This is a genomic window from Streptomyces sp. NPDC048664, assembly GCF_040650555.1.
Lineage (GTDB): Bacteria > Actinomycetota > Actinomycetes > Streptomycetales > Streptomycetaceae > Streptomyces.
Genome location: NZ_JBEZHK010000043.1, coordinates 1 through 19092, shown reverse-complemented (window position 1 = coordinate 19092; position 19092 = coordinate 1). Strand labels below are relative to the sequence as shown.

Sequence of the window (19092 nt, the reverse complement as noted above, 5' to 3'; positions counted from 1 at the left end):
CTTCATGGAGAAGGTCAACCGGCTGCGGAAGATGAAGCGCCCGGACGAGCCGCTGAGTCCGGCCCACCGGGCCGGCATCATCTCCACCCTCGCGGTGTTCTTCCGCCATGCGGCACTGGCCGAATGGGACGACGTCCCGACCCGAACGCTGATCACCGCCGCGGACATGCCGCGCCGCATCGAGAAGGTTCCCCGCTTCATCTCCGAACGCCAATTCGAATCGATCATGGAACGTATCCGAGCCCTGTCCTGCCCGCTGCAGCGATGCGCGTTGCTGGTGGCCCGCTGGAGCGGCGCCCGCCGCACCGAGATCCGCAAGCTCCATCTGGACTGTCTGGATGCCTACCCCGACGGCACTCCCCGGTTGCGGCTTGCAGCCGCGAAGGCCCTCAAGGAACGCGCCGTCCCCGTCCACACGGAGGCGACAGAAGCCATCCGGCGCCGCGAGGACGGTGACGACCGCTGCCAGCACTCATGCGCCGGCGACCACCGGGAACCAGCGGGCCGCGCCCGCGGCCGGATAGGGGACGACGCTCCGGAAGAGGGTGTACCCGAGGATGGCGAGTGCACCTAGCGGGATCACGACCTCCCAGGCGGCGACCGGCATCACCCGCCGCACGAAGATCAGCCAGATGCCGCCGACCGTGGTCAGCGCGTACGCGACCAGCAGGATCAGGGTGCCCATCGTGCCGCTCCACACGAAGGTGTCCATCGGCTGCGCGGCGAAGACGGTGGCGCAGACCAGGATGACCAGGCCCATCGCCCCCGCGACGAGCGTGGCCGAGGCGCCCGGAGTGCCGATGGCCGAGACCCTGCCCGGGCCGCGGTCGCCGAGTCCGTCGCGGAACAGTGCATACATCACCCGGGAGGCGCCGACCACGGAGGCCAGGCAGCAGCCGAAGGCGCTGACCGTGGTGCCCAGGGTGATGGCGTTGCCGGCCCAGACGCCGAGGTACGACCTTCCAAGGTCGCCCAGCAGCGAAGGGGAGGCGGCAAAGGTCCTCAGCCCGGCCCCGTCCGCCCCGAATCCCATCACCTCGACGGCTGTCACGTACACGAAGTACAGCCCACCGAAGATCGCGGTGCCCAGGATCGCCCGTGGGATGTCCCGCCGGGGCTCGGTGGCCTCCTCGCCGAGGGTGGCCGCGGCCTCGAAGCCGGCGAAGGACAGGAATCCGAACACCGTGCCGAGGAACAGCGCGGACCAGTCCGTGCCCGGCTCAACCTGGGAGATGCGCAGGGTGAAGCGGTGACCGTCCGGGGCGTCGCCCGAAATCAGCCGCACCAGTACGACGGTGCTGACGAGGAGGATGAGCGCCAGGGTCGCGATCTCCACGGTGAGTAGTACGCGGGGGCCGCGCTTCGCCGGTGACATGCTGAGTGCCAACGCCGCCAGCAGTGCCACTGCGACGGGGACGAACGGGGACCACCGGGCGGGGTGCGGCCATACACCGCTCTCCTGCAGGAAGGCGGTGCCGAAGACGCCCGCCGCCGAGGACGTCACCACACCGAACAGGATGTACGCGCCCAACAGGCACCACCCCGTGCGGAGAGCACCTGGGCGTGGGGGCCTGACTGCACTGTCCGGCCCCCCGAGGGGACCCGCGCGGGCCGGGGGCGCAGGGCCGACGGGAGCCGACGCCCCGGCCGCATCAGACGGGGGGCGGTTCGGGCGAGTCCGCCATCAGGTGCAGCAGATCGCGCAGGGTGCGCCGCTGGCCGTCGTCGAGGGCGGCGAGCGGGTTGCGGGCGAAACGCAGCCGGTCGCGCAGGTCCCGGGCGGTGGCGTGTCCCACATCGGTCAGGGCGAGGAGCTTGACCCGCCGGTCGCCGGGATCGGGGTGGCGCTCGACCAGGCCGCGGGACTGAAGGCGGTCGACGATTCCGGTGAGGTTCGAGGGCTCGGCCTGCAGTCGCTCGGCGAGCCGCCGCATGGGCAGGTCGGCCTCCTCCAGGGTGATGAGCGCCTTCACCTGCTGGGGTGTGAGGCCATGGCGGGCTGCGGCGGTCTCGTACTCGCGCGAGTAGCGGTCGGTGATCCGGGCGAAGAGGGCGATCACCTCGCCGGAGAGCGGGTTGTCGGAAACGAGCATGGGCCCACCGTAGGGCACTCATGCTCCATAATAGATATTGACCATAATGATTATCTGCTATAACTTCTTCAGTGCAGTCGGGGACGCCCCGCGGGCCGGCCCGCCGACTGCCTACCGTTACGACGACAAGGAGCCACCCGTGCAGCAGCGAACCCTGGGCATCGAGGGGCCCGCCGTGGGCGCCGTCGGACTCGGCCTGATGGGCATGTCCGAGTTCTACGGGGCCACCGACGACACCCGTTCCATCGCCACCATCCACCGCGCCCTGGACCTCGGCGTGACCCTGCTGGACTCCGCCGACGTCTACGGAGGCGGCCACAACGAACAGTTGCTGGGCCGAGCCCTGACCGGCCGGCGCCGCGACCAGGTCGTGGTGGCCACCAAGTTCGGCTCCCGGTTGCACGAAGGCACCTTCACCGTCGACTCCAGCCCGGCCTACGCCCGCAGGGCCGTCGACGCCTCCCTCGCGCGGCTCGGCCTGGACCACATCGACCTGTACTACCTGCACCGGCGCAACCCCGACACCCCCGTCGAGGACACCGTAGGTGCCCTCGCCGACCTCGTCCGGGCAGGGAAGATCCGCCACATCGGCCTGTCGGAGGTCAGCTCGGACACGCTGCGCCGCGCCCACGCCGTCCATCCGGTCACCGCCCTGCAGAGTGAGTACTCCTTGTGGGAGCGCGGTCTGGAGGCCGACATCCTGCCCACCGCCCGCGAGCTCGGCATCGCCCTGGTGCCCTACTCGCCGGTCGGCCGGGGCTTCCTGTCGGGGACCATCAGCGACACCGCCTCCCTGGCCGCCGACGACTACCGTCGTCACGACCCCCGCTTCCAGGGCGAGAACCTGCGTCGAAACCTCGCGCTGGCCGAACGGGTCCGCACCCTGGCCGCCGACGCCGGCGTCACACCCACCCAGCTGGCGCTGGCCTGGCTGCTCCACCAGGGCGACGACATCGTCCCCATCCCCGGCACCAAGCGCATCGCCTACCTGGAGGAGAACAGCGCCGCGGCCGGCATTCGCCTCGACGCCGCTCAGCTCGCCGCCCTGGACGCGGCCCTGCCTCTCGGCGCGGCCGCCGGCCCTCGCTACCCCGAGCCCCTCATGACCCGGGTCAACAACTGACCTCCGCCCCCACCGCCTTGCCGCCCCGGCACGGTTCCCCGTGGGCCGGAGGCAGGGCGGCCCCAGTGAGAGTGCTGGTGGTGGCGGCCGGGGCAACCCCGTCCGCGAGCCGGCGGGGACGGATGACGAACGCCGGTGTCGGATGTACTGCGCATGCTCGCCGACGAGTGGAGGCTTCACCCGGACTGCCTCCGGTCGGTGTGCCGGTCGAGCGGCGACCGGGCGGAGGACTGGCCCCGGTCGACCACACGGCCGGTGTCCTGTTGTTCGAAACCGCAGAGGGATCGGTTCCGGCCCGGGGCGCTGCCCGGAAGGCCCGCGACCCCAGGCGACCGCCGATCGGGCCGTGCGTGAAGCCCGGCACCGGGCCAACGACACAGGCGCCCACGCCACCGACGGACGATCGGAGGAGACCACGGCGCCCGGCGGCGCCTGGAAGGCCCGCGACCTGCCCCCACCGGGCCGGCCCCGGCGATGAGTGCAGCGCTGTTTGCCACCAGGCACAGCTCCTCGACCGGCTCCTCGGAGCCTCGGGGACAGTGCACTCCGGCGACAGCGTCTCGGTAGGCTCCGGCTCACGGGCATTCACTCCGACTTCGAGAGTGGGCCCGGCCGCTCCAGATGGGGGAGTGCCCAATAGGCGGCGCACCTGATGTCGCGGATGGTGAGGTTGTGTTCGCCTGTTCAGGCGTTCAGGCGAGAGCCACGCGCGCCGTCCTGGTGCAGGGTGTTGAACGAGATCGCTGAGCGGTCGCAGCGGTCAGTCGATTCCTGAGGAGCAGTGGTGGCTGAGTTGATCCGGGAGCAGGACCTGGACGTGGAGGTGGACTTCTACGGCTTTGCGCTGCAGGACGTCGATGACACCCGCGTCCCTTTGGAGTATCCCGAAGGTAGGGAGGCTGGTGGTGCGTTCGTGACCGCCCGTGAGGGGAGTTTGGACATCGAGAGTGCCGGTCACACGCATACCGCCACGTTGACCGCGGAGGTGTGGGACGCAGAGCCGCCCGCCGCCGACGATCGCGGGCACTGGGAGGAGCACAAGGATGTCGTGCTGCACTGCCCCTCTGGCGAGTTGGCTGTGTGTGGGGGGTGACGTCCGGCCCGAGGGACACGTATCTGCGCCTGTCCGACGGAGAGGCCGTACGGCGGGTGCGGGTCTACAGCGAGGGACGTCAGGAGGTCCGACGTCTGGCGCAGGAAGGGGTACCGGAGGGCATCGAGCACTACCTGGTGCAGTTTTGGCCCACCAGTTGATGACGTGTGGCCAGGACCCTTCAGGGTCCTGGCCACACTGATCTTAGGAGATGATCTCGATGAGGAAGCCGTCGTCCATGCCGTCGATGACGCGGTTCTTCTTGTAGAACTGGCCGAGGAGGATCCCGGCGTCCTGGTTCTGCCGGCTGATCACGGGCAGGACCGAGAAGTTGTTCTTCTCCGCGTGAAGGTCGAACTCGGACTGCGCGACACCCTCGTAGGTGGACCGAAAGGGGAACTCGTCGCAGTCCTTGGTGTTGTTTTCAGTGTAGTTGGGACCGAAGTAGCGCCGGCAGTTGGCCACAGCGCGTGCGTGGTTCGTCTTGCGGCGACGGTCGTCCAGATACAACCGATGCAGTGGGTCGGACGGGACTTGCCCGCCGATCTTCTTGTTGTGGTTGAGCGGCTTCGTCGCGCCGGGTGTGGTGTAAGCCTTCTTGTCGTGCGCAGCCTCCGCGCTCCGGTGCGGTGGCCTTGGTGCTGAGCACGAGAGTGGCCAGGTAGCTGAAGGAACCTGCGCCCCTGTTGGCTGGGTGCTGCCGCCGGTCGGGTTTCTCAGATATCTGCCGGCGTCCCAGCGAGGAGCGAGCAGCGGGAGCTTGGCCACGGCGGGGCTGTCGCCGACCCAGCCAGGCGGCAGGGTGGCGGTGACGACCGGCTCGTATACGCCGAAGACAACGTCTGTGGCCCCCGCGCCGGTGCCCTGGCCAGGTGCGTAGCGCACCGTATGGGCAAAGTACGCCGAGGGCATGCTCCGCAGTTCGCTGAACGTCCTGGTCACGGCCGACCCCTTCCGGAAGAGCGGAGTGGTAGCAGCCCGTGGCGATCAGCTCCTGCACGACGCCCTCCGGCCGATCGCCAGGACCCGCAGCACCGTGGGCGAGGGTGGCGAGAAGGAGGCACGGGCGATCCCGTCGACCTCCTCCACCGTCAAGTCCGCGCGCGGCCAGCAGCTGAGCGCTGGCACTGGGCACGACCACGAGCCCGTACTCAACCCGGGGGCAGGCGAACACGTGCCGGATGAGGAGGTCGGACAACTCGGGGTCGAACGGCATGATCGACACCAGTGCACTGCCATGGTCCAAGCCGGCGGTCAGGTCCACGTGCCGCACGTCGGCGACAGTGACGCGGGCACGGGCACCGAAGGGGGCGAGCCGGCCAGTCAGGTGATCCCGCAGCCGCTCGTCCTTCTCCACGGCCCAGATGCGATACCCGGCGGCCGCGATCGCAGACGAGAGCGTGCCCAGCCCCGCTCCCACCTCGAGCACCTGTGCGCCCACCGGGATACCCGCCCGCTCCAGCAGGGCGTGAGCCGCCTCCGGAGTCCGCGAGAAGTGCTGCCCGAGGTCCACACGAGTCTGAAAGCCGAGAGCGGCATAACGGTCGGCCGCACCGACGACTTCGTCCACCCTCAAGGGTTGCTTGATCACTGTGGAAGTCCTTTCGCAAGGCACTGCCCGACGTCCATGGACGCAACCGGGTGCGTACACAAGCACCGTGCAGACGGAGCCGGAGGCCACCTCAACCGCCGTGAACCCGAAGCAGCAGCCGCCGACGCCCTGCAGGCACTACACCTGGCCGAACGCATCGGCGCGCCACGATGCGTACAGCTCGTCCGTGACCTGACTCCCGCCTTCGCTGCCTACCGGACAGCGGAGGGCGTCCCCGAACTGCTGCACGCCATCGCATGACCTTCATCGCGCCGTGACGCTTCCATTCTCGCGCTTGGGCCGTGCCGTCGTTCGTCACCTCGACCGAGATGCGCGAGGGCGAGGGCAGCCGGACCCGGAGTGTGGACCATCGGAGTCGCTGCGTGACTTCTGAGGTGTCACCGCCGGTCGAACGGTCGAGACGCCCGAGACGCCCGAGGTGCCCGAGGTGCCCAGCACCACCGGCCACGATCCGGACGATGTGAGCAGGCAGAGCCCAAGGTGGAGGAGGTGCAGGCTGTGCCCGCCTCACCTGCCTCGAGCCCCGCCAGCTGATCTGGCCACCTGCTGCGTGTCCGAGGCTGACCTATCACTCGGTGAGGCCGAGTCTGGTGTCTGGTCGGCAGAACGGGCATGGTGGCACGGGTGGTGGATGGCGTCGCGTGGCTGCTCCGCGGTGAGGGGCTTGGGGGTGGTGCGCTTGGGGGACATGACGCAGCCGCCCGTGTGCACTTGCACCGCGGCCCCGCCGGCGGGGCCGAGTTCGAGCATGTAGTCGGGTGGAGCAGGCTTGCGGGCCTGCCTTCGTGTGTGCGCCTCGATCCGCCGTCTTTCGTCGGCGGTCCACCGCCGGGTGCGCTGGAGTTCCTGGAGCTGGACCCGTTCCAGGAATTGCAGCTGCGACAGTCGGCCCGGCGACTGCTGTTCGCCGCCCATCGTGATCAGGCGGCCTTGCCCAGGCGTCCGGCCGGGCCGACGCTGCCCGCACCGAACCGGCGGTTGGCACGGTCCACGGCCGGTTCTGCTCGTATGCGCATCTCGCGGCCGCGGTCCAGGGTGATCTGCTGAGCGGTAGCCTCTGCGCCCGCCAGATCCTCGGCACGCAGGAGGAGTCCGGTGAGGCGTCCCCGTTGCAGGCCCGCCCGGTCCATGAGCTTGGCGGTAGCCGTCGGATATGACGGACGAGCAGTGGGCCGGTTGCGGCGCTCGGACGCTGTCTGCTGCGCACTGCGAACGCATCTTGGCCGGAGGCATCAGTCAGCATCGCTACGAGCAGATCGTGGCCGAGCTGCAGGAAGTGGTCGAACAGCAGGCGCGGGGCTCGTGCACGATTGGCGACCGCACCCCGGAGATCGAGCCCGATGCTCGAGCGGGGTGGCTCACGGGCCGCCCCGGGCCAGGAACTGTTCACGGTCCGCGAGACGCTGCACCCGTCTCGCCGAGGACGTCGGACTGGCCTACAAGATGGCGGAAAGTGCCAGGTGGACCGCGTCTCGGTGGCCGAGAAGGAGAAGCGGCAGACCGGCGTGTCGTTCAGGGGCGACCAGATCCTGGGACAGATCGAGAACGAGGCTGACCGCAAGGCGGGCCGCCAGGTCGAACGTTCGGCATCACCGCCGGAGAAGGTCAGCATGATGACCGGCGCCTCACCCGAGACTACGAGACCCTGCCCGTCAGCTCCGAGGCCATGATCCACGTCGCCACGATCGACAACCTCACCAAGCGCATAACGGACGAGACGACACCCACCTGGCAAGGAACTTACTAGGAGATAAAGGGTAATTTGCCTAGAGCGAACGCCCTCTCAGAAACCATTCCCCACCCCGCTGAAGCGGGGCGTCTTCTGGCTAGGTCTTGATGGTCCCGCAGCTACGCGTCGATTCCGGCGTTCCACCCTGGGTCGAGGGCTGGACGATCCGTCCACGCAACTGCCGCCCGGGTGCCGTGGTTTGAGGGTAGAGCGGACTGTGTACCGGTGACGCCGCGCAGAGCCTCAGCCCCAAACAGGACCCGCTCAGGCCGCAGGTGCCTCGGGACCCCCACCTATAGCGGCTGCGTGCGTGCCGGAGAGCGGATCTGATCGTCAGTCGGTCCGCGACACGGCCTCGACCACACTGATCTGATGGATCTTGCGCCGACGCGGGCTGCAGTGGACATCGACGACGTCCCCTACCCGGAACCGGTCCTCGAGCTCCGGGTTCGCTTCGCGTGAGAACATCGGCCGCCTCCACTGGTCGACCTCGAAGGACCAGGCTTTCCGTGTTGCCGGGTCCTCGATGGAGCAGCAGTAGTGCGTGACATCCGTGTACGGGTCGTCGTGGTGGGTGTCGTAGTCCCAGCGTGAGATGACGGCACCGCGAAAGCTCGCCTCGTCGGGAACGGCCAGGACCCGGCGGCGGGCCGGCAGCCACAAACCCCACAGCAGTACACCGGCGAGCAACGGAGCGGTGTCCCATTCCCAGGCCAACGCCGGGCGGTGCGCGGTCAGGGTCACCGCGACCAGGGCGCCAAAGGCGGCGCACACGCCCACGGCCAGCAGCATGAGCTGCCACAGGTGTCCCCAGCGCGGGGTATCCAGCGGCCCGGCGTTCACGACGTGCCACGATCTGCCGTACGAGGACCAGATCCGCTGCGGCTCGAGTACGGGAAGCGCCGATTCGGGACCAGCCGCTCCCGCCTGGCGTTTGGGCAGCCGATGCTCTCCGGCGCGGTCGTGGGTCCGCCACTCGCGCGCGGCCTGCCGTCCGGCGGCCGTCAACCTGGGCCCGGATTCGAGCGGGACGTCTGACAGCCGCACCAGCCCCAACAGGCTGAGTAACAGGACCGCTTTGAGAATGATCCTCATCCACTCGGGACTGAACGAAATGCCGGCCCACAGGGGGCCGAACCAGGCCGCGAGGGCCGCACCCCGATACAGCAGCGTCACGTACTTGTTCCGGGCCGGCCGTATGAGGCCAAGAGCGGTCGCCTCGTTGCGGACACTGTCCTGAAAGCCGCGCCACCATACCCAGAACTCGTCGCCGTCGCCCGGCCCGAGGGCGCCGATCGGCACGCGGTCGACACCGCCTCGGCAGCGCCGGCGGATCCGTTCGACCACCAGTTCCTCGACGGGCCACAGCGGCGCCGAGTCGGCGGTCTGCGGGACGATCCGTACGGTCACCGTACCGTCGGCCTTCTCTTCACCCTGCAGTCGGCCCGTGCGGACCATTTCCAGGGCGGTGGTCTCGATGCCCTTCGGAGTCGTCTCCCCGTCTCCCATAAGCAGGTTCACCACACCCGCGGTCAGCATTCGATATTTCATACGCCCCCCCAGAAATGTGACCGAGACGACTGTAGATGCTCCTGGGGATCACCGCATCGGGGAATTCACGCAGCCGAGGCATCGTCGAAGCTGATGTCCGAGCTGAGAGCCACGAGATGTTCACCGCTGCCCTGTTGAAATAACGGGCTCAGCGGGTGCGTGGATCTCTGCGGCGATTCAGCTGCGCGGGCGCGCTGTCGCCCGCCTGCGCACCAACGGGACCAGCGTCTCGGCCGGGCCACTGGTGAGACTCCGCCAGGTCGGGGCCCCGTTACTGTTGGGCCGCCTGCGCGGGCGCGCAGTTGAGGGGCTTCGCCAAGGGGGCCCCAGGCATGTCAGAGGGGTTGGCCCAGTGGGGGCCAGAGCTTTTCATGACGCGGGAACGGGAGCTGCGTCGCGGCCTGGCACCCGAGAACGACGTGGGAAGGGACATCGCGCAAGGGGAGTTCGAGCCCTGCCTGCTGACCCTTCTGCGGCTGTCGGTGGGCAGGCAATCGAGCGCCGGTCTCGCCAGTGGGTGGTTCCCGAGGGCGCTTGCCCGCACCGGCCACCTCGTCCGCGCGGCTGAGCTGGCGTACACGATCAGTGACGAGCTCAAGCAGGGTACGGAGCTACTGGAGCTGGTGCAGGCCGCGGCGGGCGCGGGAGACCTGGGCGGCGCTCAGGCGCTGGCCGAGTCGATTCCCCTACGGCAGGTGCGGGACCAGGCACTGGTCGCCCTCGTGCCGGCGTGGGCCCGTGCCGGTGAGTGTGACCGGGCCGTCGCTCTGGCGGAGAGGATCCGCTACCCGCACAACTGGGGGTGGGTCTGGGCCCTGCTGGCGAAGGCGGTGGCGGACAGCGGCGACATCGATGAGGCGCTCAGGTTTGCCGCTCGTGCCGACGACGTGGTGAGTTCTTACGCCGCCGACGGGACGGAACAGGTGCTCGCCCTCCTCGTGGAGGTGGCCGTCGCCAGCGGCGACCATGACCGGGCCGCTGCACCTGCCGACCGCGTGGAGGACATCGCCCGCTCCCGCGACTCGACGGGGTGGTCCGAACCACGGCCCCTGGCGGTGGTGTTGGCCCGTGAGGCGCTGGCGGGAAACCTTGACCGGCTCGATGCTCTCCTGCGCACCCCGCCCGGACCGGCCGTCGGCGCCGGGGGCACGGTATGCGGGTGGGCGCTCGGCGAAGCCGCCGAACAGCACATGGTGGTCCCGGAAGGAGACCTGGACGAGGCCGCCGTTCGCCCGTTCCCTCCTGGATCTTCGCTCGACGCCTGGGACATGGCCTGTGTGCTGGACGCGGTCGTTCACAGCGCCGACCAGGAGGTGGTCCTGGCCCTTGCCGACCGGGCCGAGACACTGCGCGAGACCGGCGACGGCCGTGATCACGACATTCTGCTGAGGTCCTTGACACTCCTGCTGGCCAGGCATGGGCAGGTCGAGCGGGCCATGGCCCTCGCCGGCCGTCTCGACCCCGATCTGTCCGTGGCGCGGCAGGCGGACGTCGTCGGGGAACTGGCGCGGTCCGGTGACACGGGCGGTGCCGGGGCTCTCGCCCGCACGATCAACGACCGCAGGGCACAGGACAGGGCACTGATCGAAGTGGTCCGGGAGCTGGCCCGGCGTGGCGATCCAGGCTGGGCCGAGGCTCTCGTCCACTCGATCAATGACCGCTGGGCGCAGGGCGAGGCACTGGTCGCGGTCGTCCGGGAGACGGCCCGGCACGGCGATCACGCGCGGGCCGAGGCTCTCACCCGCTCGATCGCCCACCGCGCGACACGAGCCCGCGCCCTGGCCGCACTCGTGGAGTTGTCCGAGCCGTCCCGCGCCCGCAGGCTCGCCGCGCAGGTCGTGAGGGTCGCGGGCGACTGGGGTCCTGTTCTGCCGGTCCTGGAGCGGATCGTGCCCCGTTCCGTGGCAGTGGTCGCCGATCGGATGATGAGCTGATCCGGGGCAGCCTCCTGATTGTCAGCGCTGCCTGCGAGACTCGTTCCATGATTCCCAAGCTGCCCTTGCACAGCCCTCGTTGGCTTGACCTCGACGGTGTGAAGGTCGAAGAGGTGAAAGCACTCCTGGAGCAGTTGTCCTCCGCGGCTGTCGTCGGGAGCGGCGATGGATGGAGGCAGACCTGGACGTACCTGGTCGGCGGTCTGATGGACGACGGGACCGTCTTCGACGGGGCCTATGCGGCTTTGCCGCATCTCGTCGAGGCGGCAGCGGCCCTGCCTCCGGGACAGACCGCCGACTTCTGGGTGGACTTGGGATGCATCGTGACCGCGGAGGACAGGCCCCCCGTCCCGGCCGATCTCGAGACGGGGTTCGGCGCCGCACTGCGTCTGGCCGAGTGGGCGGCCACCCGAAGCCTCCTTGCCGCCGATACTGCTCCGCAGGTCTGCGCCCACCTCGTGCTCGCCTGCGTGGCCTTCGCCGGCCACCACATGGGTCGAGCGCTGTGGCGGTTCCCCGATCGCCGGGAAGCTGACCTCCTGCTGATATGTCCCGAGTGCGAGAGTGATACCGAGATCCCCGACTTCTTCGTCGACCCGGCACGTCCGCCCGCCGAGGCTCCGGGGCTTCCTGATCCCGCCCGTGTCAGGCAGGGAGGACATACCTGGGGCGAGGTCGCTGCGGCATTGCGCGAGGAAGCGGTGGGAGAGGAGTGGGAGCCCTTCCTGCGGGTGGCACGCGAGGTCGCGATGGCGGGGGTACCCCCCGAAACACCGGGGCAAGCCGTCCTGTGTCTGGTCGTCGGCATGGTCGCGGTCGCGGGCACCCCGCAACAGGACGCAAGGGAGTTGGCCCGCCAGCTGATGGCGCTCACCGGAGACTTCCGCTGCTGGGACTGCGAGCGGATGTGGACGATCGCCGACGGCCTGGCGGAGAACCCGGCTGGTGCGAGCCCCCGGCACCGTCCGACGGAGGCGCGGGCGGACTCCGACGAGTCGGCCGCCACGGTGGAGTCGACGGCGCCCGGACGAACAGGTGAAGCGGCGACTCGGTTCCGGCAGAACGGGAACGCGGTGCTCGCGGCCGACGGCACCCCCTGGGGCCGTATGTCGGTGTTCTCCGATTCGGCGGCCGGTTCATCCGGGGGTGTCGAGGCGCTGGCGGTGGTGTCCTGCCCGGGTCGGCCGACGCTCGTGGCCGGCGCCGGGGACAGGGGCGTGGTGTGCCTGTGGGACGTGGCCGAGGCCCGGCTCGTCCATGCCCCGCTGCCAGGACATCGTGACCGTATCCGCTCGATGACGACCCTGCCCCTGCCCGACGGCCGCGTCCTTCTGGCGAGCGGAGGCGACACCGGGACGATCGCCCTGTGGAACCCCGTCACCGGGCAGCCGATCCGCGAACCGGCCGGGGACTGGCCTGGCGGGGTGACCGGAATGTGTACCGCGATCGTCCCCGACGGCCGTATTCTGCTCGTCACCGCCACCCCCCGAGGCGCGGTCCGGCTGTGGGATCCGGAAACGGGTGAGTGCGTCGGGCGCCTCAACCCCTATGGCAGTCCGATCCAGTCGATCGCCGCCGTCCCGATCTCCGCCGGCCACACACTGATCGCGGCCGCGGACACCGCGGGCCGCCTTCATGTGTGGGACCCGGCCGTCGAGGACCCCTGGGAAAACGGCGCGGCCGTGCAGTTGAGCGCCAGTGCCCTCGCCGATGCCGACCACCGGGTGGTAACCGTGGCGGCTGTGCCCACACCCGACCGAACCATGTTGGCCACCGGAGACAACCAGGGCGTGGTCATGCTGTGGGACCTTGTCACCGGTGCCCCGGTCGGCGACGGTCTGCCCGCCTCGACAGGCACCGGGGGCCTGCCGGTCATCACCGCCTCCACCCTGCACGGCGGCCGCACGGTCCTGGTCACCGGCACCCGTCACGGTCACCGACTGCGGGTATGGGAACCGGAGACCGGCGCGGTGGAGCACATCGCCCTGGATGTGGCGCTCACCTGTCTGGCCACCGCGGGTCCGGACCTGATCGTCGGGCACGACCGCGGGGTCCTCAGCCTCCCGCTCACCAGACGATGAACGCGTTCAGCCGAGACCCGTCTCATCCCGTCGTGCGGAGCCTCGGGACGGATGCCGAGAACCCGCGCGACGTACGCGACAGGCCGGTGCCTGTGGCCCGAACCTCGCGGATACCCCCCCTGCGCGGCTCGTCCGGCCATGGACGGGCCGGGCCCAGGCGCCAGCCCCGCCATGGGCGGGCACGCCGCGCCGCATCGGCTGAGGACGCCGTCCCGCGGCGCCGGGCCGGGAGTTCACCGCCCGTGTGGCGTCCAACTCTCCGGCCGGTCCGCGTTGTCCCATCGATCCGTCGTAGCCGTCTCGCGTCGGCTTCGACCGTAACGGGACCCGAGCGTTGCGCGGCCGGGCGAGGCCAACGGGCTGTAGGAGCAAGCGGATTCATGGTTGCGCTGCTCCGCAGGTCACAGCACTGATCCGGGGCCAGATCCTTTGGGACGGGACAGGAGCCGTGTGTAACGGATGTAGTGGCGGAGGATGTCGTGTGTGACCAGGTAGTCGTGGTGGTCCATGAGTTCGGTCCAGATCTGCCTTCCGTTGAGCTTCCTGCCGATCATGCCTTCGACCAGGTCGGCGAGTTCCCCTACGATGTGGTCGGTCAGCGGAATCGTCTCTGCGGTGGTCAGGCGCGGGACCTCCAGGGCCAAGCGGACGTCCCAGCAGCTGAGGTTGTGGCGCTTTGCGAGCGTGCGGATCTGCGTCCCCTTGAGAGCCTCTTGGGCGATGCGGTGGGCCAGGTCCTGGCGCCCGGCGAAGGGATTCCTTCTGGGGAGGCGTCGGCGTGGTCTGTTCGTGCCGCCCAGGGAGTTGGCGTCGGCGAGAGCCCGTTCGAGTGCTTCGGGCGAGTGGCCGGCGGTGGTGGCGAGGTGTTCGAGGGGCGGCCTGCCGAACCACTGCGGTGGGCCGCAGAGATAGCAGTGCAGGAAGCTGGGCTGGAGATGGTTGGCGCGAGCCAGGCGCCGGATGTAGGAGTTGGTGGATTCTCCGAGGCAGGGGCGGAGTCGGACCGGCAGCGGCGCGAACCGGGGCGGCAGTTCGCTGTTCATCGGAGCGTAGCGGTCGGACGCCCCCACCGTTACGATTCGGCTGTTCGTGAGGGTGTGGGTACTCGACCGTGGATCGTGGACGATGAGTTGTGGGCGGTGATCGAGCCGTTGCTGCCGCCGTGGCCGGATCGGTCGCCGGGACCGAGGCCGGTGTCGGACCGGCTCTGCCTGCAAGGCATCCTGTTCGTCCTCCACAACGACATGGCCTGCCAACTTCTGCCCTCGGAACTGGGGTTCGGCTCGGGACAGACATGCTGGTGCCGACTGGACCGGTGGCAGAAGGCAGGAGTCTGCGATCAACTGCACCGGGTCCTGCTCGCCGAACTGCACGCGGCCGGCGAGTTCGACTGGTCACGGGCGTGCGTGGACCGTTTCCCCATCCGCGCGAAAAAGGGGGACCCGACACCGGTCCGTCGCCGGTCGACCGGCGGCAAACACCACCTGATCTGCGACGGACGCGGCACCCCGCTCAAAGTCATCACGACCGCGGCCAACGTCAACGACGTCTCCCAGACCCTCGCCCTGGTCGACGGCATCCCACCCGTCGCGGGCCGTCCCGGCAGACCCCGCCGACGACCCGACGCCCTGCTCGGCGACAAGGGCTACGACTCCAACCCCAACCGCGACGAGCTCCGCCACCGACGGATCCTGCCCGTTCATCTCCCGCAAGGGATCACCCAACATCAAGGGCATCGGCAATCTCCGCTACGTCGTGGAGCAGACCTTCGCCCTGCTCCACCACTTCAAGCGCCTCGCATTCCGCTGGGAACGCCGGACTGAACTCCACGACGCCTTCGTTTCCCTCGCCTGCAGCCTCATCTGCTGGAGACGACTCAAGAAGGCCCGATCGTGATCGTATTACGAGCTCTGACAGCCCGTCCTGTCGGCGGGGTGGAGCGGGGTGATCCTCTCCTCGGTGCTCGAACACGACGCGGCCGATCCGCGGCCACTGCCCGCGGTGTTCGTCCAGGGAGCCGATCGGCTCCCGTGTCCGGCCGTGCCCGCGGGGGCTTCGCCTTCGGCTTCACGGGCCGTGCGGCCGGGCGGACGGATGAACGCGGCGTGCGGCGGAGCGGAGGGTCAATGCCCGGGGTCGGCGCCGAGGGCGGTGTCGAGGAGGGTGCCGAGCTGGTCGAGCTGGTCGGGGGTGAGGGCGGCGAACGAGGTGGCGGTCACCGCGTCGACCAGGCGCCGGCCTTCGGCGCGCAGGCGTTCGCCCTTGGCGGTGAGGCGGTGGCGGACGGCGCGGCCGGGGCCCGGCAGGCGCTCGATCAGGCCCAGGCCGACCATGCGCGTGGCCAGGGAGCCGAAGGACTGGTCGGTCTGGAAGGTCAGGACGGCCAGGTCGTGCAGGGACGCGTCGGGGTGGGCGTGCAGGTGGCGCAGGGTGTCCCACTGGACCAGGGACAGGCCGAGCGGGGCGAGGGCCGCGGTGGCGGCGCGGTGGTGGCGGTGCTGGAGCCGTTTGACGGCAAGGCCGACGTCGGAGGGCTGGTGCATGTCCACGATCCTACCCGCTTTCTAAGGTTGCTTATATGCCAACCCTTATCTAAGGTTCCTTATGTAAGCAACCTGTCCTTACGAGGAGGCGGCAGCCATGACCACCCCTGTCCCCGCCGGGACTCTTCGTCCCGCCCGCACCACCACCCGCACCCTGACCACGCCCGTCGGCCGGATCGAGCTGAGCGTGCAGGAACGCGACCGCACCCGGTCGTTCCTGCTGTTGCACGGCGGCGGCGGGGTCGCGACCATGGCCGGCTTCGCCGACCTGCTGGCCGAGCGCGCCCACGCCCGGGTGCTGCTGCCCACCCACCCGGGCTTCGCCGGCACCCCCCGCCCCGAGTCGCTGACCGACACGGCCGCGCTGGCCCGCGCCTACGTCGCGCTGCTGGACGAGTTGGAGCTGGCGGACGTGACGGTGGTGGGCAACTCCTTCGGCGGCTGGCTCGCCGCGGAGATCGCCCTGCTGGGCAGCGCCCGCGTCAGCGGCGCGGTCATCGTCAACGGCGTCGGCATCGAGGTGGAGGGCCATCCGGTCACCGACGTCGCCGGTCTGACGCCGCAGCAGCTGCGCGCCCTGTCCTTCCACGACCCGGCCAAGGCCCCCGTCCCGCCCACCGGACAGGCAGCCCCCAGCCCGGACGTGCAGGCCCTGATCGCCTACACCGGCACCGCGATGACCGACCAGACCCTCGCCGACCGCCTGGCCGGCCTCGACCTGCCCGTCCACGTCATCTGGGGCGCGAGCGACGGCATCGTCGACGCCGACTACGGCCGCGCGTACGCCGCCGCCATCCCCGGTGCGGCCTTCACCCTGCTGCCCGGCACCGGCCACCTGCCGCAGCTGGAGACCCCCGAGAAACTCCTCGGCGCCCTGCTCGACCTCGGCGCCTGAACCCCGGTCACCTCCCACGACCAGGAGAACCGCCATGACCACCAGTGCCACCACCGCGCAGACCGCTGAGCTGGCCGTGACCCGGATCGGGCACGCCTGCCAGCTGATCGAGATCGGTGGCATCCGCATCCTGATCGACCCGTGGTTCACCGAGACCACGAGTCTGCGACCAGCTCGCCGAGCGGGTCGGCGTCATCGCCGAGGACCTCAGAGACCGGCGCGGCCCACGCGGACAGCGGCTCATGGCCGACTTCGAGGAGTTGTGGCGCCAGGACTTCGTCCCCACCAGCGAAGCGATCGCCGACGCGGCCGTACAGACGGCCTCACGGAAACAGGTGGCCGATCAAGAGCTACCCCCCGCGGACGCGGGGACGACAGCCTTGTATTGGGTCCCCTGGGCGATCCTGGCGAGCTACCCCGCAGGTGCGGGGACGAGGCGGAGGGCGTCTGTGCTGCGGTGGAAACGAGGTGAGCTACCCCCGCAGGCGCGGGGACGACGACAAGCTGCTGTTCGGTGACAACCGGGACGCCGAGCTACCCCCGCGGGCGCGGAGACGACGGGACGACTCGCGACCGGTGTCTTCGTGTTCGATTACCCGGGAGATACCCCCGCGGACGCGGGGGGTGAACCGACCATGTGCTCGGCGTTGACCGCGATGTCCCCATGCCAGTGGGGACCACCGCCAGCCCCGAATTGCGAGTCACGACCAAACGCGGCATTCAGCGCGGACAGCAGCCGCCAGGACACCCTCCCGGCCTGCGGCCCCCGGACTGGAGTGCACCGAGGCGAAGGGAACTACGCACAACGAGCCTACAGCCGATCGACAACGTCCCCTCCCGCGAAGCGCTACGCCGGCAACGGCCCCGCCAGTGCCTTCTTGTGCTGCATCCGGGTCAGCCGCAGCACGACCGCGATGGCGAGCAGCGCGGCTGCGATGTCGACGACGTGGGCGGCCAACAGGAAGCGGCTCGCCAGGTGGAGTCGCGCAGTGGTCTCGGCGTGGCGGTTCTCCACGGCGGAGATCTGGTCGGTGACGAGCGAGCTGATCCACAGTCCCCACCAGACGTTGACCAGCCCGTGTGAGCCGCGCTTGCCCCAGGGGGTGCTGGCGTCCCATATATCGAGGACGATTTGGCGCGGGAACCAGAGGTTCACGATTGGGGTGAACCAGCCGCCGATCGTCCAACCGCGTGCATGGCTGAGAGCAGACTGGTCGAATACCTCGGCGTTGACGCGCACCCGGTAGAGCCAGCAGAGATACACGACGGCGCTGATCACCAGCGCGACCCTCTCGCCGGAGCCCGCGACGCCGGTCATGCGGTCGACGTCGTGGGCGCGCCGGATCAAGTCGGCGCCATGGGCACCGCTCATGAGTTCACTCGTGATGTCGAGCCGCAGGAAGTCCACCCAACTGGCGAAGGTGTCCGTGGCGACGACGAGTGCGAGCGCCGCCACTGCGGCCCTGCCGAGACCGACTGGCGACCGCAACCAGGCCCCGGGGGCGCCCATGTGGGGAGCGTCCCCGAAGGGCGGGGCGGGCACCGCGACGGAGTGGTCGCTGTGAGCATGGGCCATGAGGGTCCCCCAGGAAATATAACGAGAAGGTCACAGGAGTGGGAAAGCTGTGTGCGATCCCCCCGGAACGCCCACACGGCCCCGGGAAGATTACGTTTCACCCACCTCGCGCGTCCAACCCGATGCGGGGTGTGGACCAGATACGCGTCCAAGGGGGCAATGGGTCGATCTTGAAGCCCTGATGGGACCACCCCGCCAGGTCATGGTGAGCGGGCACGCGGTCTCCGACACGGCCTCGTGCCCGCTGGACTGGCGGCTCCGTCTCCAACATGGATGACCCGTGACAGCGAAGTTTGACGGTTTGCCATCGAAGTTTGACCGCGCATCGGGCAGGGCTATGGTTCCCTCTGGGACACAGAGTGTGGCGGTCTGTCGAGAGGCCGATCTGTGCAGAGCCGCTTTGCGTTTCGCGGGAGGGGAGTGAGGAAGTGCCCTGCGGGTTCAGCGGGACGGGGGCGGCTTTTCAACAGGACTGTCACGGGAACCTCGGGCAACACACTCCGCATGGCACGACCTGCCGAATCGGTCTGTGCGATGGGCGGCTCAGATCATTCGTCCGGCGGACGCGTGAGTGCAACGCAATGATCATGAAGGGTCGGAATCCGGGCCTGGCCGCTCAGGGATTCGTGCAAGGGGCCGATACTTGCGAGGCTGCGGAGCCGGAAGGGCCCAGGGCACAGCCATCGCCCGCAGAACACTGGGTGTCCGCCGTGCTGCCGGAAGCAGCCGCCGGACCTGCCGCATCCAGACCGCCGGCCAAACCAGTTACTGAGCGTTTTCAGCGGGGCCACTGATCGGGTGACAGGGCGGTGTGAGGTCGGAATGCGCAACGGACAGGGCTCCCGTGCCGTTGAGGGAGGTG

16 protein-coding genes and 2 pseudogenes are annotated in these 19092 nt (G+C 69.5%); 9 read left to right on the top strand and 9 right to left on the bottom strand.

Annotated elements, in window-relative coordinates; all coding sequences use genetic code 11:
- Positions 1-4 precede the first annotated feature (4 nt).
- Positions 5-574 (top strand): hypothetical protein, encoded by a 570-nt coding sequence (locus AB0C59_RS32110; RefSeq protein WP_363010898.1) that lies wholly within the window; start codon positions 5-7, stop codon positions 572-574.
- Here AB0C59_RS32110 and AB0C59_RS32105 read toward each other — a convergent pair.
- Positions 473-1531, bottom strand: a complete 1059-nt coding sequence (locus AB0C59_RS32105) for an APC family permease (RefSeq protein WP_363010896.1) — start codon at positions 1529-1531, stop codon at positions 473-475. The two genes, AB0C59_RS32110 and AB0C59_RS32105, sit on opposite strands and share 102 nt — an antisense overlap.
- A 121-nt stretch (positions 1532-1652) precedes the next feature.
- Positions 1653-2093 (bottom strand): MarR family transcriptional regulator, encoded by a 441-nt coding sequence (locus tag AB0C59_RS32100; RefSeq protein ID WP_363010894.1) that lies wholly within the window; start codon positions 2091-2093, stop codon positions 1653-1655.
- A gap of 139 nt (positions 2094-2232) precedes the next feature.
- Here AB0C59_RS32100 and AB0C59_RS32095 point away from each other — a divergent pair, with 139 nt between their 5' ends.
- From AB0C59_RS32095 to AB0C59_RS32085, 3 genes are all read left to right on the top strand, one after another.
- On the top strand, positions 2233-3216 hold the full coding sequence (locus AB0C59_RS32095) for an aldo/keto reductase (RefSeq protein ID WP_363010892.1): 984 nt from the start codon (positions 2233-2235) through the stop codon (positions 3214-3216).
- Positions 3217-4000: 784 nt separating this feature from the next.
- A complete protein-coding gene (locus AB0C59_RS32090) occupies positions 4001-4309 on the top strand; it encodes a hypothetical protein (protein WP_363010890.1) in 309 nt (102 codons plus the stop codon).
- On the top strand, positions 4306-4470 hold the full coding sequence (locus AB0C59_RS32085; RefSeq protein ID WP_363010888.1) for a hypothetical protein: 165 nt from the start codon (positions 4306-4308) through the stop codon (positions 4468-4470). Before AB0C59_RS32090 ends, AB0C59_RS32085 begins: the two co-directional genes overlap by 4 nt.
- Before the next feature lie 43 nt (positions 4471-4513).
- Here AB0C59_RS32085 and AB0C59_RS32080 read toward each other — a convergent pair whose 3' ends face one another.
- The 3 genes and pseudogenes from AB0C59_RS32080 to AB0C59_RS32070 all read right to left on the bottom strand — a co-directional run bounded on the left by AB0C59_RS32080 (position 4514) and on the right by AB0C59_RS32070 (position 7051).
- A complete protein-coding gene (locus AB0C59_RS32080) occupies positions 4514-5251 on the bottom strand; it encodes a hypothetical protein (protein WP_363010961.1) in 738 nt (245 codons plus the stop codon).
- 169 nt (positions 5252-5420) lie between these two features.
- Positions 5421-5822: pseudogene (locus AB0C59_RS32075) on the bottom strand (rRNA adenine N-6-methyltransferase family protein); the annotation flags it as partial.
- Positions 5823-6841: 1019 nt separating this feature from the next.
- A complete protein-coding gene (locus tag AB0C59_RS32070; RefSeq protein WP_363010886.1) occupies positions 6842-7051 on the bottom strand; it encodes a hypothetical protein in 210 nt (69 codons plus the stop codon).
- 488 nt (positions 7052-7539) lie between these two features.
- On the opposite strand from AB0C59_RS32070, the pseudogene AB0C59_RS32065 reads away from it, so the two are divergent.
- Positions 7540-7668: pseudogene (locus tag AB0C59_RS32065) on the top strand (IS5/IS1182 family transposase); the annotation flags it as partial.
- A gap of 315 nt (positions 7669-7983) precedes the next feature.
- Here AB0C59_RS32065 and AB0C59_RS32060 read toward each other — a convergent pair.
- Positions 7984-9189 (bottom strand): hypothetical protein, encoded by a 1206-nt coding sequence (locus tag AB0C59_RS32060; protein ID WP_363010884.1) that lies wholly within the window; start codon positions 9187-9189, stop codon positions 7984-7986.
- A 383-nt stretch (positions 9190-9572) separates the two neighbouring features.
- On the opposite strand from AB0C59_RS32060, the gene AB0C59_RS32055 reads away from it, so the two are divergent.
- Entirely contained in the window at positions 9573-11135 is a 1563-nt protein-coding gene (locus AB0C59_RS32055; protein ID WP_363010882.1) for a hypothetical protein, read from the top strand.
- A gap of 47 nt (positions 11136-11182) precedes the next feature.
- Positions 11183-13216, top strand: coding sequence for a hypothetical protein (locus AB0C59_RS32050; RefSeq protein WP_363010880.1), 2034 nt, complete (start codon positions 11183-11185; stop codon positions 13214-13216).
- A 401-nt stretch (positions 13217-13617) separates the two neighbouring features.
- Here AB0C59_RS32050 and AB0C59_RS32045 read toward each other — a convergent pair whose 3' ends face one another.
- The gene (locus AB0C59_RS32045) at positions 13618-14259 is read right to left on the bottom strand and encodes a hypothetical protein (protein ID WP_363010878.1); all 642 of its coding nucleotides are present in this window, start codon (positions 14257-14259) and stop codon (positions 13618-13620) included.
- Between the two features lie 54 nt (positions 14260-14313).
- Here AB0C59_RS32045 and AB0C59_RS32040 point away from each other — a divergent pair.
- Positions 14314-15112 (top strand): IS5 family transposase gene (locus AB0C59_RS32040; protein WP_363010877.1). Its coding sequence is split into 2 segments (ribosomal slippage): positions 14314-14916 and positions 14918-15112, totalling 798 coding nucleotides; the frame shifts between segments, so codons are not numbered across the junction.
- 227 nt (positions 15113-15339) lie between these two features.
- Here the strand turns inward: AB0C59_RS32040 and AB0C59_RS32035 are convergent.
- Positions 15340-15759 carry a MarR family winged helix-turn-helix transcriptional regulator gene (locus AB0C59_RS32035; protein WP_363010875.1) on the bottom strand — a complete coding sequence of 140 codons (420 nt, stop codon included), beginning with the start codon at positions 15757-15759 and terminating at the stop codon, positions 15340-15342.
- Positions 15760-15856: 97 nt separating this feature from the next.
- Between AB0C59_RS32035 and AB0C59_RS32030 the strand changes: the two genes are divergently transcribed.
- A complete protein-coding gene (locus tag AB0C59_RS32030) occupies positions 15857-16654 on the top strand; it encodes an alpha/beta fold hydrolase (RefSeq protein WP_363010873.1) in 798 nt (265 codons plus the stop codon).
- 847 nt (positions 16655-17501) lie between these two features.
- Here the strand turns inward: AB0C59_RS32030 and AB0C59_RS32025 are convergent.
- Entirely contained in the window at positions 17502-18230 is a 729-nt protein-coding gene (locus tag AB0C59_RS32025) for a DUF4328 domain-containing protein (protein ID WP_363010871.1), read from the bottom strand.
- Positions 18231-19092 lie beyond the last annotated feature (862 nt).

Bases quoted from the DNA above. Each gene is read 5' to 3' on its own strand.
- AB0C59_RS32050 (WP_363010880.1), top strand. From the start codon at position 11,183: ATGATTCCCAAGCTGCCCTTGCACAGCCCTCGTTGGCTTGACCTCGAC.
- AB0C59_RS32110 (WP_363010898.1), top strand. From the start codon at position 5: ATGGAGAAGGTCAACCGGCTGCGGAAGATGAAGCGCCCGGACGAGCCG.
- AB0C59_RS32100 (WP_363010894.1), bottom strand. From the start codon at position 2,093: ATGCTCGTTTCCGACAACCCGCTCTCCGGCGAGGTGATCGCCCTCTTC.
- AB0C59_RS32060 (WP_363010884.1), bottom strand. From the start codon at position 9,189: ATGCTGACCGCGGGTGTGGTGAACCTGCTTATGGGAGACGGGGAGACG.
- AB0C59_RS32070 (WP_363010886.1), bottom strand. From the start codon at position 7,051: ATGGACCGGGCGGGCCTGCAACGGGGACGCCTCACCGGACTCCTCCTG.
- AB0C59_RS32055 (WP_363010882.1), top strand. From the start codon at position 9,573: ATGACGCGGGAACGGGAGCTGCGTCGCGGCCTGGCACCCGAGAACGAC.
- AB0C59_RS32035 (WP_363010875.1), bottom strand. From the start codon at position 15,759: ATGCACCAGCCCTCCGACGTCGGCCTTGCCGTCAAACGGCTCCAGCAC.
- AB0C59_RS32030 (WP_363010873.1), top strand. From the start codon at position 15,857: ATGACCACCCCTGTCCCCGCCGGGACTCTTCGTCCCGCCCGCACCACC.
- AB0C59_RS32025 (WP_363010871.1), bottom strand. From the start codon at position 18,230: ATGGCCCATGCTCACAGCGACCACTCCGTCGCGGTGCCCGCCCCGCCC.
- AB0C59_RS32045 (WP_363010878.1), bottom strand. From the start codon at position 14,259: ATGAACAGCGAACTGCCGCCCCGGTTCGCGCCGCTGCCGGTCCGACTC.